The organism is Streptomyces muensis, from assembly GCF_021474425.1.
GTDB lineage: Bacteria > Actinomycetota > Actinomycetes > Streptomycetales > Streptomycetaceae > Streptomyces > Streptomyces muensis.
The window spans coordinates 1-15,411 of the sequence record NZ_JAKEIP010000204.1; the positions used below are offsets into that span (position 1 = coordinate 1).

Annotated in this window: 11 protein-coding genes; 9 read left to right on the forward strand and 2 right to left on the reverse strand. The window is 71.8% G+C overall.

What is annotated here, in order from left to right; genetic code table 11:
- Nucleotides 1–10: 10 nt before the first annotated feature.
- Together L0P92_RS32845 and L0P92_RS32850 are read right to left on the reverse strand one after the other, a co-directional pair.
- A complete protein-coding gene (locus L0P92_RS32845; RefSeq protein ID WP_234766706.1) occupies nt 11–787 on the reverse strand; it encodes a hypothetical protein in 777 nt (258 codons plus the stop codon).
- Nucleotides 788–940: 153 nt separating this feature from the next.
- The gene (locus L0P92_RS32850) at nt 941–2,617 is read right to left on the reverse strand and encodes a PucR family transcriptional regulator (protein WP_234766707.1); all 1,677 of its coding nucleotides are present in this window, start codon (nt 2,615–2,617) and stop codon (nt 941–943) included.
- A gap of 385 nt (nt 2,618–3,002) precedes the next feature.
- Here L0P92_RS32850 and L0P92_RS32855 point away from each other — a divergent pair, with 385 nt between their 5' ends.
- The 9 genes from L0P92_RS32855 to L0P92_RS32895 form a co-directional block, all read left to right on the forward strand.
- Nucleotides 3,003–3,896 (forward strand): FAD binding domain-containing protein, encoded by an 894-nt coding sequence (locus tag L0P92_RS32855; RefSeq protein ID WP_234766708.1) that lies wholly within the window; start codon nt 3,003–3,005, stop codon nt 3,894–3,896.
- The gene (locus L0P92_RS32860; RefSeq protein WP_234766709.1) at nt 3,896–4,414 is read left to right on the forward strand and encodes a (2Fe-2S)-binding protein; all 519 of its coding nucleotides are present in this window, start codon (nt 3,896–3,898) and stop codon (nt 4,412–4,414) included. Before L0P92_RS32855 ends, L0P92_RS32860 begins: the two co-directional genes overlap by 1 nt.
- Nucleotides 4,415–4,419: 5 nt before the next feature.
- Nucleotides 4,420–6,837 carry a xanthine dehydrogenase family protein molybdopterin-binding subunit gene (locus L0P92_RS32865; RefSeq protein ID WP_234766710.1) on the forward strand — a complete coding sequence of 806 codons (2,418 nt, stop codon included), beginning with the start codon at nt 4,420–4,422 and terminating at the stop codon, nt 6,835–6,837.
- Nucleotides 6,838–6,998: 161 nt separating this feature from the next.
- Nucleotides 6,999–8,456, forward strand: a complete 1,458-nt coding sequence (locus tag L0P92_RS32870) for an NCS2 family permease (protein WP_234766711.1) — start codon at nt 6,999–7,001, stop codon at nt 8,454–8,456.
- Nucleotides 8,457–8,505: 49 nt separating this feature from the next.
- The gene (locus L0P92_RS32875; RefSeq protein ID WP_234766712.1) at nt 8,506–9,657 is read left to right on the forward strand and encodes an XdhC family protein; all 1,152 of its coding nucleotides are present in this window, start codon (nt 8,506–8,508) and stop codon (nt 9,655–9,657) included.
- Between the two features lie 162 nt (nt 9,658–9,819).
- Entirely contained in the window at nt 9,820–11,985 is a 2,166-nt protein-coding gene (locus L0P92_RS32880; RefSeq protein ID WP_234766713.1) for a TOMM precursor leader peptide-binding protein, read from the forward strand.
- Nucleotides 11,986–12,121: 136 nt separating this feature from the next.
- Nucleotides 12,122–12,268 (forward strand): hypothetical protein, encoded by a 147-nt coding sequence (locus L0P92_RS32885; RefSeq protein ID WP_234766714.1) that lies wholly within the window; start codon nt 12,122–12,124, stop codon nt 12,266–12,268.
- Between the two features lie 83 nt (nt 12,269–12,351).
- A complete protein-coding gene (locus L0P92_RS32890) occupies nt 12,352–14,385 on the forward strand; it encodes a TOMM precursor leader peptide-binding protein (RefSeq protein WP_234766715.1) in 2,034 nt (677 codons plus the stop codon).
- Nucleotides 14,386–14,405: 20 nt separating this feature from the next.
- A partial coding sequence (locus L0P92_RS32895) for a SagB family peptide dehydrogenase (protein ID WP_234766716.1) occupies nt 14,406–15,411 on the forward strand: 1,006 nt, incomplete at its 3' end.

A 15,411-nucleotide genomic window follows, 5' to 3' on the forward strand; every position in this document is an offset into this window, starting at 1 on the left:
GGACGTTGGGTCAGGCCGCCGCGGGGGGCGTTGGGGCCAGTTGGCGGGCCAGCCAGGTGGGGACGCCGCCGAGGAGGTGGAACAGGCGGCGGGCCTCGTTGCGCAATCGGGCCGCCTCCGGCTCGGTCTCCGCGTCGGCGAGGGACGCCAGGGCGGGAGCCGTACCGACCAGGTAGCCGAGCTCCTCGCGGATGCGGAGGGACTCGGCGAAACCGTGGCGGGCCTCCGCCAACTCACCGTCGCGCAGGGCGAGTCCGGCCAGGTGACGCCAGGTGAAGGAGAGCAGGAGAGGGTCGGCGTGGGCCGTCGCGCCCGCATGGGCCCGGCGGTATGCCGCGCGCGCCGCCTGGGGCGAGCGCGCGAGGTTCTCCGCGAGCAGGCCGCGACGGAAGTCCAGCAGCGCCCTCCCCGCAGCCCCCGGAGGGATCAACGCCGCCGCCCTCCCCAGCGCGGCCCGCGCCTCGTCGGCCCGATCCCGCACGGAGTGCAACGTCGCCGCATAGGCAAGTTGCCCGCGTTCACAAGCGGCAGCACCCCGCTCGTCGTCACTGTGAGCAAGCGCCTCGGCCGTACGCAACGCGTCCTCGGCCTCCTCCCAGCCCTGCTCGGTGTAGAGACAGCGCTCCACCAGCAGCGACGCCCGCTGCAGCGCGGCCTGCGCGGTCACTGGCTGTAGCAGGGCCGCCGCGTCCGCCCAGCACGCGCGTGAGCGCAGCCGCCATACCGCGGTCTGGAGTGGATCGTCACCGGCGGTCGTTCCGTTACCAGACATGGCGGTATGCGCCACCTCGCCCTCCCCGAGCACGCCATCGAGCTGTTGAGTGGTGGCGGCATCTCAGCACGGATCGGCGGGTTCGGCCAAGAGGGTGGGTGAAGGATTTCACAAAGTCGTGGGACAGCGGCGGCACTTGGTGCCATCCGGCGGGGGAGCCGGGCGCGGTCAACTCATGCGCAATGCCAAGAAGAAATCCAGCTTGTCCTCCAGCCGGGAGAGGTCCCGGCTCGTCAACTGCTCGATTCTGCCCACTCGGTAGCGCAGTGTGTTGACGTGCAGGTGGAGACGGGTCGCGCAGCGCGTCCAGGAGCCGTCGCAGTCGAGGAAGGCTTCGAGGGTGGGGATGAGTTCGGCGCGGTGGCGGCGGTCGTAGTCGCGGAGCGGGTCGAGCAGGCGGGCCGTGAAGGCTCGGCGCACGTCGTCGGGGACGAAGGGCAGGAGCAGGACGTGGGAGGCCAGTTCCTGGTGGCCGGCCGCGCAGACCCGCCCGGGGCGTGCCGCGGCCACCCGGCGGGCATGCCGGGCCTCCTCCAGGGCGCCGCGCAGACCCTCCGCGGAGTGCACCGCCGCGCTCACACCGAGCGTGACCCGGCCGTCGCCGTCCAGGCCCGCCGACAGCGCGTCCCGGACCGAGTCCAGGAGCGCCTCCGCGAGGATGCCGGTCTCCGAGCCGTCGTGCTCCGACGAGACCGCCGGGAGGGGGACCAGGGCTATGGCCTCGTCGCCCATGTGGGCCACGGCGATGCGGTCGGACGGTTCGGGGCCGGTGGCCAGGGGGTCCACCAGGATCTCCTCCAGGAGGGACTGCGCGATCGGGCCCTCCTCCTCGATGTCACCGCCCTCCCACTCGACCCGGGCCACGACCACCTGCCAGTGGGGGGCCGTGCCGAGGCCGGGCAGCAGGACCGGGGCCGCCACCCGCAGACGGGCGGCGATCTCGGCGGGCGCCGCGCCCGTCTGGACCAGTTCGAGGACCTCCTGGGCGAGCCGGCGGCGGACCGTGCGGGCCGCGTCGCGCCGGTCGCGTTCCACCGCGATCAGCTGGGTGACGCCCTGGAGGAGGTCCAGGCGCTCCTCGGGCCAGTCGCTCGCGTCCGCCTCCACGGCCAGCAGCCACTCCGACAGCACCGTCTCGCGCACGTCCCGCGCGGCCTGCGCCGAGCGGCCGGCGCTGCGGATCGGGAAAAGGGAGTACTGCGTGCTGCCCAGCGGCAGCCGGTGGGGGCCGCGGCGGCCCGTGCGCGCGGCCGTCAGATGCTCCGCCGCCAGTCTCGCGCACACCTCGGGGGCCAGCGCCGGGCCGCCGACCTTGGAGCCCGCGATGAGCTGGCCCGTCGGTGACAGCACCCAGGCCCGCAGGTCCAGGTCCGAGCCGAGGAGGTCGAGGACCACGTCCGGGCCGCCGCCCGCCGGGCCCGAGGTCATCATCCGGCGGTGCCGGTCGACCACGGCCGCCAGGTCCCCGGCCCGCTCGCCGCTCACCTGCCGTACGACATGCTCGGTGATCGTCGCGAACGCCACCGACTCGTGCACCGCGAACAGGGGGAGGCGGTGTCGGGCGCAGGCCAGCACCAGGTCGTCCGGGATGTCGCCGAGCTCGGCCTGGCCGGCCCCCAGGGCCGCCACGCCGGCCTGGGCGAGGAGGCGGACGAAAGGCTCGGAGTCCGCGGAGTCGCGACGCCAGGCCAGCCCCGTGAGCACCAGTTCGCCGCCGGAGAGGTAGCGGCTGGGGTCCCTGAGGTCGGTGGTCATCACACCGCGCACGGTGCGGTCCAGCTCGTCCTCGCCGCCGAGCAGCTTGAGGCCCAGCGCGTCGGTGTCCAGCAGTGCGCGCAGCCGCATTCTCGTCGCCGCCGTTCTTTGTCTCGAAATCTACGATGAGTCTTGATGAGCTTGATGGGTCTGTGGGTGCGGCCCGTTCCGCGGGCCCGGTGAGCGGCGCCGAAGGCGGTGCTCGTCGTCTTTCGGACGGTGTCCCAGGTCACAGCGCTGTGCCCGGTGTTTCCCGAGGAGAGCGGGGAGGTTTCTGATGACCTCCGTTCATACGAATCTACAAGATGACCGCCCTGGCCAGCCAACTCCTTCATGGTTTCCGTGACTGACCGCCGTGCTGGGGGGCGCTGTGTACTGACGTCAATCCGCGTTAACAGAGCATGAACGAGCCGGTCCCACCGCATCTGATCTGGCTCAAACCGTACGACCCCCGAGACGAGGAAGAGAGCAGGTCATGGACTTCCTTCGCCCCGCCTGCTGGGAGGAGGCGCTCGCCGCGAAGGCCGAGCACCCCACCGCCGTGCCGATCGCCGGGGGCACCGATGTGATGGTCGAGATCAACTTCGACCACCGCCGGCCCGAGTACCTCCTCGACCTGAACCGCGTCGGCGACCTCTACGAGTGGGAGGTCGGCGAGGACAGCGTGCGGCTCGGCGCCTCGGTGTCGTACACCACGATCATGGAGAACCTGCGCGCCGAGCTGCCGGGTCTGGCGCTCGCCTCGCACACGGTCGCCTCCCCGCAGATCCGCAACCGCGGCGGCGTCGGCGGCAACCTCGGCACCGCCTCCCCGGCCGGTGACGCCCACCCCGCCCTCCTCGCGGCGGGCGCCGAGGTCGAGGTCCAGTCGGCCGGGCGCGGCACCCGCCGCATCCCGGTCGACGACTTCTACACGGGCGTCAAACGCAACGCGCTCGCCGCCGACGAGCTCATCCGGGCCGTGCACATCAAGAAGGCCGACGGGCCGCAGCAGTTCTCCAAGGTGGGGACCAGGAACGCCATGGTCATCGCCGTGTGCGCCTTCGGGCTCGCGCTGCACCCCGGGTCGCGGACCGTGCGTACGGGGATCGGTTCGGCCGCCCCCACGCCCGTACGGGCCGAGGCCGCCGAGGAGTTCCTGAACGCGGCGCTCGAAGAGGGCGGCTTCTGGGACAACGGCAGGATCGTCCCCCCGTCGGTCGCCAAGCGGTTCGCCGAGCTGTGCTCCGGCGCCTGCAACCCGATCGACGACGTCCGGGGCACCGCGAGCTACCGCCGCCACGCGGTCGGCGTCATGGCCCGCCGCACGCTGACCTGGACCTGGGAGTCGTACCGAGGCACCGCCGCCCGCACGGAGGGAGTGGCCTGATGCGCGTCAACTTCACTGTCAACGGACGTCCGCAGCAAGCCGACGACGTGTGGGAGGGCGAGTCCCTGCTCTACGTGCTCAGGGAGCGGATGGGGCTGCCGGGGTCGAAGAACGCCTGTGAACAGGGCGAGTGCGGATCCTGCACGGTCCGGCTCGACGGAGTGCCGGTGTGCGCGTGCCTGGTCGCCGCCGGGCAGGTCGAGGGCCGTGAGGTCGTGACCGTCGAAGGGCTGGCCGAGGCCAAGGGACGAGCCGCCGGGCCCGTCGACTCGCAGACCGGAGAGGGCACCGCACTCTCCCCGGTCCAGCAGGCGTTCATCGACGCCGGCGCCGTCCAGTGCGGCTTCTGCACGCCCGGTCTGCTGGTCGCCGCCGACGAGATGCTGGAGCGCAACCCCGACCCGAGCGACGCGGACATCCGCGAGGCCCTGTCGGGCAACCTGTGCCGCTGCACCGGCTACGAGAAGATCATGGACGCGGTCCGCCTCGCGGCCGCCCGGCAGGGAGAGGCGGTCTGATCGGCATGCCGTCCCCCACTCTCGAATTCGCTCGAGCGGGCGGTGCCCCCCTCGGCACTCCCACGAAGATCACCCAGGGTTCCCGGACCAAGGGCGGCATCGGCGAGTCCACGCTCCGCCCGGACGGCACCCTCAAGGTCACCGGCGAGTTCGCGTACTCGTCCGACATGTGGCACGAGGACATGCTGTGGGGCCAGATCCTCCGCTCGACCGTCGCGCACGCCGAGATCGTGTCCCTCGACACCAGCGAGGCGCTGGCCACGGCGGGCGTGTACGCCGTCATGACGTACGACGACCTGCCGACCGACGTGAGGAGGTACGGCCTGGAGATCCAGGACACCCCGGTCCTCGCGCACGGCAAGGTACGCCACCACGGCGAGCCGGTCGCCATCGTCGCCGCCGACCACCCGGAGACCGCACGCCGCGCCGCCGCCAAGATCAAGGTCGACTACCGCGAGCTGCCCGTCATCACCGACGAGGCCTCGGCGACCGCCCCGGACGCGATCCTCGTCCACGACGACCGCGACGACCACCACAGCCGTCACGTCCCGCACCCGAACATCGTCCACCGCCAGCCGATCCTGCGCGGCGACGCCGCGGCAGCCGCCGAGCGGGCCGACTTCGTGGTCAGGGGCGAGTACACCTTCGCCATGCAGGACCAGGCCTTCCTCGGCCCCGAGTCGGGTCTGGCCGTGCCGGACGACGACGGTGGTGTCCACCTCTACATCGCCACCCAGTGGCTGCACTCCGACCTGAGGCAGATCGCGCCGGTCCTCGGCCTGCCCGAGAGCAAGGTCCGGATGACGCTGTCCGGTGTCGGCGGAGCCTTCGGCGGCCGCGAGGACCTGTCGATGCAGATCCACGCCTGTCTGCTGGCCCTGCGCACCGGCAAACCCGTCAAGATCGTCTACAACCGCTTCGAGTCCTTCTTCGGACACGTCCACCGCCACCCCGCCGAGCTCCACTACGAGCACGGCGCCACGAAGGACGGCAAGCTCACCCACGTCAAGTGCCGCATCGTGCTGGACGGCGGCGCGTACGCCTCCGCCTCCCCGGCGGTCGTCGGCAACGCCGCCTCGCTCGGCGTCGGCCCGTACGCGGTCGACGACGTCGACATCGAGGCCCTCGCCCTCTACACCAACAACCCGCCCTGCGGCGCCATGCGCGGCTTCGGCGCGGTCCAGGCGTGCTTCGCCTACGAGGCGCAGATGGACAAGCTGGCCGACGCGGTCGGCATGGACCGGGTGGAGTTCCGGCAGCTGAACGCCATGGAGCAGGGGACCCTCATGCCGACGGGCCAGCCCGTCGACTCCCCGGCGCCGGTCGCCGAACTCCTGCGCCGCGTCAAGGCGATGCCGATGCCGCCCGAGCGCCAGTGGGAGTCCAGCGAGGGCGTGGACGTACGGCAGCTGCCGGGCGGCCTGTCCAACACCACGCACGGCGAAGGCGTCGTCCGCGGTGTCGGCTACGCGGTCGGCATCAAGAACGTCGGCTTCTCCGAGGGCTTCGACGACTACTCCACCGCCAAGGTGCGCATGGAGGTCGTCGCCGGCCGGCCCGTCGCCACCGTGCACACCGCGATGGCGGAGGTCGGCCAGGGCGGCGTCACCGTCCACGCGCAGATCGCCCGCACCGAGCTGGGCGTCACCCAGGTGACGATCCGCCCGGCCGACACGCAGGTGGGCAGTGCCGGTTCGACGTCCGCGTCGCGTCAGACGTACGTCACGGGCGGCGCCGTCAGGAACTCCTGCGAACTGGTCCGGGAGAAGGTCCTGGAGATCGGGCGCCGCAAGTTCGGCTCCCAGCACCCGGCCTGGGCGACGGCGGAGCTGCTCCTGGAGGGCGGCAAGGTCGTCACCGGCGGCGGCGAAGTGCTCGCCGACCTGGTCGACGTACTCGAAGACGAGTCGGTCGAGGTCGAGGCCGAGTGGCGGCACCGGCCGACCGAGGCCTTCGACCTGCGCACCGGCCAGGGCAACGGCCACGTCCAGTACTCGTTCGCCGCGCACCGCGCCGTGGTCGAGGTCGACACCGAGCTCGGCCTGGTCAAGGTGATCGAACTGGCCTGCGCCCAGGACGTCGGCAAGGCGCTCAACCCGCTGTCCGTCCTCGGCCAGATCCAGGGCGGCACCCTCCAGGGCATGGGCATCGCGGTGATGGAGGAGATCATCGTCGATCCCGAGACCGCCAAGGTCAGGAACCCGTCCTTCACGGACTACCTCCTCCCCACGATTCTCGACACGCCGATCATCCCCGTCGACGTGCTCGAACTCGCGGACGACCACGCCCCGTACGGGCTGCGCGGCGTCGGCGAGGCACCCACCCTGTCGTCCACCCCGGCCGTCCTCGCGGCGATCCGGGACGCGACCGGGCTGGAGCTCAACCGCACGCCGGTACGTCCGGAACACCTCACCGGAACGTAGCCCTCCGGGAGTTGAACCGGCGAGCTTCCCGGGGGACTGCGTCCCCCGGACCCCCTAATGTCCGTCTCGGGCCGTCCCCCGGGTCGTGCACCTCCCCAAACCCCGCTGATCGCCGAAGGCAACCGGCGGGTGCCCCTATGAACCTTGGGAGTAGGCCCCACATGACCCAGCAGTCACTGGAGCCCACGACCTCGGCCGACGACGCGGGTGAAGGAACCCGCGTCCCGGCCGGCAGGTCGTGGCTCGACCGGTACTTCCACATATCCAAGAGAGAGTCCACCATCGCGCGTGAGGTGCGTGGCGGCATCACCACCTTCATGGCGATGGCGTACATCCTCCTGCTCAACCCGCTGATCCTGTCCGGCAAGGACGCGGCCGGGGACACGCTCGCCCAGAAGGCGCTGATCACCGCGACGGCGTTCGCGGCGGCCTTCACCACGCTGCTGATGGGCTTCTTCGGCAAGGTGCCGCTCGCCCTCGCGGCCGGCCTCTCCGTCTCCGGCGTCCTCTCCTCGCAGGTCGCCCCGCAGATGACGTGGCCGCAGGCCATGGGCATGTGTGTGATGTACGGCGTGGTCATCATGCTGCTGGTCGTCACCGGCCTGCGCGAGATGATCATGAACGCGATCCCGCTGGCGCTGAAGCACGCCATCACCATGGGCATCGGCCTGTTCGTGGCGCTGATCGGCTTCTCCAAGGCCGGTTTCGTGCACCAGGGCGAGTCCACCCTGGTCACCCTCGGCCCGGCTGGTGAACTCGCCGGCTGGCCGGTGCTGCTCTTCGCCGTCACACTCGTCGCGATCTTCATGCTCCAGGCGCGCGGCATCCCCGGCGCCATCCTGATCGGCATCGTCGGCGGCACCGTCGTCGCCGTCGCCCTCAACGCCCTCGACGTCATCGACCCCAAGCAGTGGGCGGGCGGCGCTCCCGAACTGCACGGCAGCGCCGTCTCCATGCCGGACTTCTCGATCTTCGGCAACGTCGAGTTCGGCGGCTGGGGCGAGGTCGGCGCCATGACCGTCGGCATGATCGTGTTCACGCTCGTGCTCGCCGGGTTCTTCGACGCGATGGCGACGATCATCGGCGTCGGCACCGAGGCCAAGCTCGCCGACGACAAGGGCCGGATGCCGGGTCTGTCCAAGGCGCTGTTCATCGACGGCGCGGGCGGTGCGATCGGCGGCGTGTCCGGGGCGTCGGGCCAGACCGTGTTCGTCGAGTCGGCGACCGGCGTCGGCGAGGGCGCCCGCACGGGCCTGTCCTCCGTCGTCACCGGCCTGTTCTTCGCGGCCTGTCTGTTCTTCACGCCGCTCACGGCGATCGTGCCGGGCGAGGTCGCGGCGGCCGCCCTGGTGGTCATCGGCGCCATGATGATGATGAACGCGCGGCACGTGGACTGGGCCGACCGGGCCACGGCGATCCCGGTGTTCCTCACCGTCGTGATCATGCCGTTCACGTACTCGATCACGGCCGGTGTCGCGGCCGGCGTCATCTCGTACGTCGCCATCAAGATCGCCCAGGGCAAGGCGCGGGAGATCGGGGCGTTCATGTGGGCCCTGACAGGCATCTTCATCGTCTATTTCGCCCTCAATCCCATTGAGAGCTGGATGGGAGTGCACTAGCAGCTTCATGAAGCGCCCTCCCCACAAACCGTGTTGAGGAGGCCGGCAGATGCTGGACGTCGCGCAGGAACTGCACCGTTGGGTCGAACAGGGACGTGACTTCGCCGTGGCCACCGTGGTGGCGGTCGGCGGCAGCGCACCCCGGCAACCCGGTGCCGCCCTCGCGGTGGACACCGACGGCACGGCCGTCGGCTCGGTCTCCGGCGGCTGTGTGGAGGGCGCGGTGTACGAGCTGTGCCGACAGGCGCTCCAGGACGGGAAGGCGGTCCTGGAGCGCTTCGGCTACAGCGACGACGACGCCTTCGCGGTCGGGCTGACCTGCGGCGGTGTCATCGACATCCTCGTCATGCCGGTACGGGCCGCCGACCCGTACCACCCGGTCCTCGCGGCCGCGCTGCGGGCGGCCGCGCGCGGGGAGGCGGCGGCCGTGGCCCGGATCGTGTCCGGACCGGCCGAACTGACCGGCCGCGCCCTTGTCGTACGCCCAGACGGCTCCTACGACGGCGGCTTCGACGCCCACCCCGAACTGGACCGTACGGTCGCGGCGGAGGCCGCCGCCCTCCTGGATGCCGGCCGCACCGCGACCCTGGAGATCGGCGACCAGGGCTCGCGCTGCGGCGACCCGCTCACCGTGCTGGTCGAGTCCTCGGTCCCGGCGCCCCGGATGATCGTCTTCGGCGCGATCGACTTCGCTTCGGCGCTGGTGCGCGTCGGCAGGTTCCTGAACTACCACGTGACCGTGTGCGACGCCCGCCCGGTCTTCGCGACGAAGGCCCGCTTCCCGGAGGCCGACGAGATCGTCGTCGAGTGGCCGCACAAGTACCTGGAGCGGACGTCCGTCGACGCCCGGACGGTCCTGTGCGTCCTCACCCACGACGCCAAGTTCGACGTACCCCTCCTCCGGCTCGCGCTGCGGCTGCCGGTCGCCTACGTCGGCGCGATGGGCTCGCGTCGCACCCACCTGGACCGCGACGCCAGGCTCAGGGAAGCCGGCGTGAGCGAACTGGACCTGGCCCGGCTCAGGTCCCCCATCGGGCTGGACCTCGGGGCCCGCACCCCGGAGGAGACGGCCCTGTCGATCGCCGCGGAGATCGTCGCGAGCCGACGGGGCGGCAGCGGGGTGCCCCTGACGGGGGCTCACACACCGATCCACCACGACACGGCAGGGCGGCCCGCGGGGCGGATCGACTCGGTGGCGTGACGGTGCGCGTCCCCGTGCGGCATCGACAGCTCATGTGACAGCACCACCTCTTGTGGCATCACCCAAAGACGCGCGGCGCGATTCATGCTGCCTTCGTCTCAACTGCCGGTGGCTGCCGCGCAGTTGGCGCGTATATGTTTTTCCTGGAAATGAGGGGGATTCTTGGAAAGCGAAGAAGAGCTGTTCCTGAGGCAGGACGCCGCATTTCTTGAGACGCCGGACGGGGTGCTACTCAGAGGAGGCGACGAGGACTTCTTCCTCAAAGGGAAATCGGCCTACCGCTGGCTGACGGCATTGGCTCCCGCGCTCTCCGCCGGATGCACTCCCGAGCGCCTGTGCGCGGGGCTCGACGCGGAGCGGGAGGCGGCGGTCCGGCGGCTGCTCGCACAGCTCGTACAGAGCGGTTTCCTGCGGGTGCGCCGCGTCGAGCAGGAGGGGGTGCTCGACGCGGCCACCCGGTCCCGGTTCGCCGAGCAGATCTCCTTCCTGGCCCATCACACGGACACGCCGCAGGCCGCCTTCCGGAAGATCAGGCAGGCCCGGGTGCTGGCGGTCGGCGACGGCCCCGCAGCCGCGTCCGCGGTCCGCCTGCTGCTGCGCAACGGTGTGCGCCAGGTGGCCCTGTGCGGCTCCTTCGACGCTGCGCCCGACGGCCTCGAACTGTTCCCGGACCACGACCACGAGGCCGTGCTCGGGCGAGCCACGAGCTGGCGCCCCGACGCCCTCCTCGTCCTTCCGGAAGGGCCGTCGGCCGGACTGGTCGCCGCACTCGCCGACCACGCCGCCCAGCGCGGACTGCTGTTCCTCGCCGGGTACGCGACGGCCGGCCGCCTGCTGCTCGGCCCCTTGGTGCGGCACGGCGTGACGGGCGATTCATGCTGGCACTGCCTACGGCTCAGGATCGCCCGAACGGAAATGCCGGCCGTGCAGGGAGAACCGTATTCCGGACTCTTCCCGGCCGTTTCCGCGGCTGCCGGAAGTGAATTGGCCGCCGAACTCTTCAAGTGCCTGTCCGGCTGTATCGAGTCGGAACTCACGAACGGTGTCGTCATACGCGATCCGCTCTCCCTGGAGAGCGTACGGGAACCCTTGGTCGCCCATCCCGCATGCCCTCGTTGCAGCCACGAAGAACCGCTTGACGACAGCATCGACCATATTCTGGAATTTTCCTCCGGGCGCCATGACCTGCCCCGCGACAGCCGGGAGCGCGCCGCCGGTCAGGCCGCGGCGCTCGCCCCCACCCTCGGCCCGCTCGCGGACCACGACGACCAGGAGCTGCCCCAGACCCTGGTGAAGACCGGCAGGGTGAGAGGGCTGGGCGGTGTCCGACACGCCTACGGGTACAGCTTCGAGTCGTTGGAGGCCGCGCGGATCGACGCCGTCGAACGCATGGTCCGCCGTATGGCGGTCGACGACCGTACTCCGTCCTTCCTGCCGAAGGTCCTCGGCACCTGGGAGCAGCTGACGGACGAGGGCTCGATTGCCCTGTCCGCCCCACGGTTCGGCCCTCGCCGCCGGCCGACGGCTCCAGCGGACGGCCCGGCGGACGGTCCCGACCGGACTTCTCCCCAGGACGGCCCCACGGAGAAGTCCACCTGGGTGCCCGCCTTCTCGCTGAGCCGGCGCACCCTGACCTGGATACCCCAGCACATCGCCTTCGCCCCGGCCGGGACGGACGGCGCCGGTGCGGCGACCGGCCACGGTGCGGCGACTGGCCACGGTGCGGCGATCGGCTACGGCGCGGGGGCGACCTTCGAGGAGACCGCCCTCTCCGGAGTCCTCTCCGTCTTGCTGCACGAACGCGTCGAGGCGGGGCTCCGCGGCGAGGTGACGGTTCGGGCTCTGGAGCTCACCGCCGAGGAACACGACAGCAAGGAGCTGTCGATCCTCCCCGCCCTGCGGCGATCGGCGGGCGAACTGCACTTCGGCGAGCTGCCCGCACCCGACCCCGCCGAGCCGGCCCGGGTCGTCGTCGCCGGCGCGGAGCCGCGGACCGACGGTCGACACCGTTCGGTACAGGTGGCGGCCATCGGCCTGACCAGGGCCGAAGCGCTGCTCGGCGCCGTACGGGAACTGGCAGGCCTGCTGCAACTCCCGTACGACACACCGCGCCTCGACAGCGCTCGCTCGCTGGTGTGCCCGGAGGGGCGGCTGCTGCCCGCCGCGTCGGCGGAGCCGGCGACCGCGGAGCCCGAGGCCGTCGATCTGGCGGGCCTCCTGGCCGCGCTGGGGCGGCGTGGTCGTGAGGCGGTCCTGGTGAGCACCCTGCCGCCGGCCTTCGCGGCGGGGCTGCCCGCGCTGACCGGCCGCGTCCTGCTCACCCGCTGAAGCTCGCCTTGGCTCCCTGGTCTCCCTGAACTCCCTGAACTCCCTGAACCTCCCTTGGACTTCCCGGTGCCGGACACGGACACCGGGCGGCTTCCGGGGCAGTCCCGGAAGAAGGCCAACAGAAAGGTATGTCTTCATGCAGAACGATCTCGCCGACCTGAGCAGCCTGACCGTGGAGTCCTTCGAGCTGGAGGCGGTCCCCGCCGAGCTCGTCACGGAGTCCCTGCACACCGACTGCGTCTTCTGCGGCTGCCACTGCAACCAGGTCCCCGAGAAGAAGTAACCCATGTCCGTCGTGGTGGCCGGCTGTGCGGCCGGCCACCACGGCACGATCCGGTCCACCGGCACAGGAGTGCGCTGAAGACGATGGAGATAGTGACGCTGCCCCCGGTGGCGACGCCCGCCCCCGACGTGCTGGCCGTACGCGACAGGCTTGCGCGGGACGCGGCCGCCTACGGCTTGGCCTCGGACGAACTGCTGGTGGAGATCGGTACGTTGGGGCTGCCCGGAGACCACGGACCGTCCGGACCGCCAGACGCGTCCGAGCCATCTGAGCCGTGCGCGCCGTCCGAGTCGATTGACGCGAACCGCCACCGGACGGTTGTCCCGGTCCTGCTGTACCGGGACACAGCGCTGATCGGCCCCGTTCGGCGTACCGCCGCCACGCGGCGGCCGTGCGTGACGTGTCTGCGCCGCCGCTGGCTGAGGCTGCGCAGGGAGCATGAGCGCGAGGCCCTCGAAGGGGACGGTGCCTGCTACGTGGTGGGGGGCGTCACCCCTCTCCTCGCGGAGTTCGGTACGCCCCACATCGCGGCCGTCCTCGCACGACTGCACGCCGGGGGCACGCCCAGGCCGGAACGGGGAGCCGACCTGGCCGACGTCATCGAAGTGGACCTCCTCACCGGCAGGACGACCCGTCACCCCCTGCTCGCCGAGCCCGACTGCCCGCAGTGCGGCCCGGACCGGCCGGACGAGCCGCCGCGGGCCACGGGGTTCCCCATGCCCCGCCCCGGTCTGGCGCCGGGCAGCTCCCGGCTGCGGAGCTGGCGGGACTACACGCTGCCGAGGAAGGCCCTGGTCAACCCCGTGTGCGGGGTCCTCGGCGCCCTGTCGACGGCCTCCTCGCGCGGAGCGGCCACCAACGCCAACCTCAACGGCACCATGCGCCTGGGCGGGATGCGCACCGAGGGCGTACCCCTCTACGAGGTGAGCTGGTCCGGGCACTCCGTGTCGTACGCCGAGAGCGAGGCCATGGCCTTCCTGGAGGGCCTGGAACGCTATGCGGGGCAGCACGCGCGCGGACGCCGGGCCGCGGCCACGGCCTCGCTGGACGACCTGCGCGAGCGGTCCCTTCCGGCCCTGGACCCGAGAGAGGGCCTCCAGCACGGACCGGACTTCTACGCCGCGCGGCACCCCGGCATGGTGCCCTTCTCACCGGACCTGGAAGTCGACTGGCTGTGGGGTCACTCCCTGCGCGACCGGCAGCCCGTGCTCGTACCCGAGCAGCTGGCGTTCTACGGGCCACGGCCGCCCGGCGTGCGCTTCACCACGAGCTCCTCCAGCGGCTGTGCCACCGGCAGCTGCCTCGAAGAGGCCGCCCTGTTCGGCCTGTTGGAGCTGATCGAGCGCGACGCGTTCCTGCTGACCTGGTACGGGGCGCGGACACCCACCCGGATCGACCCCGCCACCTGCGGGCGCCCCGGCACGGCGGCCCTGATCGACCGCATGTGGGGCGCCGGCTATGACATCCACCTGTTCGACATGCGCGTCGACCTGCCCGTGCCCGCCGTCCTGTGCGTCGCCAAACGCCGGGTGTCCGGACCGGGTGACGTGGTCTTCTCCGCGGGTGCGGCGCTGGAGCCCGCGGACGCGGTGGCCTCCGCCGTGGGCGAGGTGTCCTCGCTGGTGGACAACTTCCCCGAACGCGTCACCAAGGCCGAGAGCGACCTGCTGGCCATGGCCGAGGACTACGACCGCGTACGCACCCTCCACGACCACCTCATGCTCTACGGGCTGCCGCAGATGGCCGACAGGACGGCCTTCCTCTTCGACTCCCCACGGGCCGAACCGCGCCCGCTGGACGAGGTGTTCGCGGACTGGGACCGGATCCGGCCCACGGACGACGACCTGCGCACGCGGCTCACCTTCTGCGCGCGGCTCGTCACCGACGCGGCCGGCGGCGATCTCGCCGTGGTCGACCAGACGTCTCCTGAGCAGTACGGCATGGGACTGCGCACCGCCGCGGTCGTCTCCCAGGGGCTCATCCCCATCGACTTCGGCTGGGACCAGCAACGAGCCCTGCACAGCCCGAGGCTGCGCACCGCCGCCCACCGGGCCGGACTGCGGGCCGCGCCCCTGAGGGACGACGAGATCCACCGCCACCCGCACCCGTTCCCCTGACGAGCCGGAAGAGGCGAACGATGGACCAACCCCGCGCGGCCCAGGCCGTGTTGGACTACGTACACGCGGTGCGCACACGCTGGACGGATCCCGTCGCGCCCCCGGGATTCGAGCCCGACTGGGCCGACCGCCCCGCGCCGCACACCTACCACCCGAGGACCGAGCGACTGCCCCTGCCGCTGCACACCGCCCGTGCCACGCCCCGCCAGGGCGGCTACGACGTGCCGCTCCTCGGCTCGTTCCTCCAGCTGTCCGCCGGAGTCCTGTCCCGCCGCTGGGAGATCGACAAGAGCCCCGACCGCGCACGGACGGAGTCCGTCACCGGGGCCCGATGGGGCAGAGGCACCCCGTCCGGCGGCGGGGCCTACCCCGTGGAGCTCTACCTGGCCGCCGGGCCCTCGGCACCCGTGCCGTCCGGGATCCACCATTACGCCTCCGGACTGCACGCCCTGGAACAGGTGGCGGCCGGAGACCCCGTGCCGCAGGTCCGCGCCGCCCTGCGGACGCCGGGCGGCGACCAGGACGGCGACCCGGAAGGCGGCTTCCTGCTCTGCGTCCTGCGGTTCTGGAAGTCGGCGTACAAGTACAACAACTTCGCCTACCACCTGATGCTGCACGACCTCGGGGCGTTCCTCGGCACATGGGACCTGCTCTGCCGGCAGCACGGCACCGACGCGGACCCTCGACTCGCCTTCGACGACGCCTCGCTCTCGCGTCTCGTGGGCCAGGACCCGCGGGACGGAGGGGTGCTGGCCGTCCTGCCGCTGCCCTGGGCCGACCAGGGGGCACTGCCGCCGCACGGTCCCGCCGCCCCGTCGCGCGACCCCGGCCCCGATCCGGGCCTCGCCCGTCCGGTCCGCGTCGCCCCCTACGGCCGCTCCCGCAGAACACGAGAGTTCCCCATGGTCAGCGCCGTGCATCGGGCGACATCGACCACCGAGGGCGGCGGCCCGCGCAGCCTTGCGGAGCCACAGCCGGCGGCAACGGAGGCGGCACTACCCCTGCCCGCCCCCGCCACTGCTGCCC

What these genes read in the sequence shown, in the direction of transcription:
- L0P92_RS32850 (WP_234766707.1), bottom strand. Translation starts at nt 2,617, where the DNA reads ATGCGGCTGCGCGCACTGCTGGACACCGACGCGCTGGGCCTCAAGCTG.
- L0P92_RS32855 (WP_234766708.1), top strand. Translation starts at nt 3,003, where the DNA reads ATGGACTTCCTTCGCCCCGCCTGCTGGGAGGAGGCGCTCGCCGCGAAG.
- L0P92_RS32860 (WP_234766709.1), top strand. Translation starts at nt 3,896, where the DNA reads ATGCGCGTCAACTTCACTGTCAACGGACGTCCGCAGCAAGCCGACGAC.
- L0P92_RS32865 (WP_234766710.1), top strand. Translation starts at nt 4,420, where the DNA reads ATGCCGTCCCCCACTCTCGAATTCGCTCGAGCGGGCGGTGCCCCCCTC.
- L0P92_RS32870 (WP_234766711.1), top strand. Translation starts at nt 6,999, where the DNA reads ATGACCCAGCAGTCACTGGAGCCCACGACCTCGGCCGACGACGCGGGT.
- L0P92_RS32875 (WP_234766712.1), top strand. Translation starts at nt 8,506, where the DNA reads ATGCTGGACGTCGCGCAGGAACTGCACCGTTGGGTCGAACAGGGACGT.
- L0P92_RS32885 (WP_234766714.1), top strand. Translation starts at nt 12,122, where the DNA reads ATGCAGAACGATCTCGCCGACCTGAGCAGCCTGACCGTGGAGTCCTTC.
- L0P92_RS32890 (WP_234766715.1), top strand. Translation starts at nt 12,352, where the DNA reads ATGGAGATAGTGACGCTGCCCCCGGTGGCGACGCCCGCCCCCGACGTG.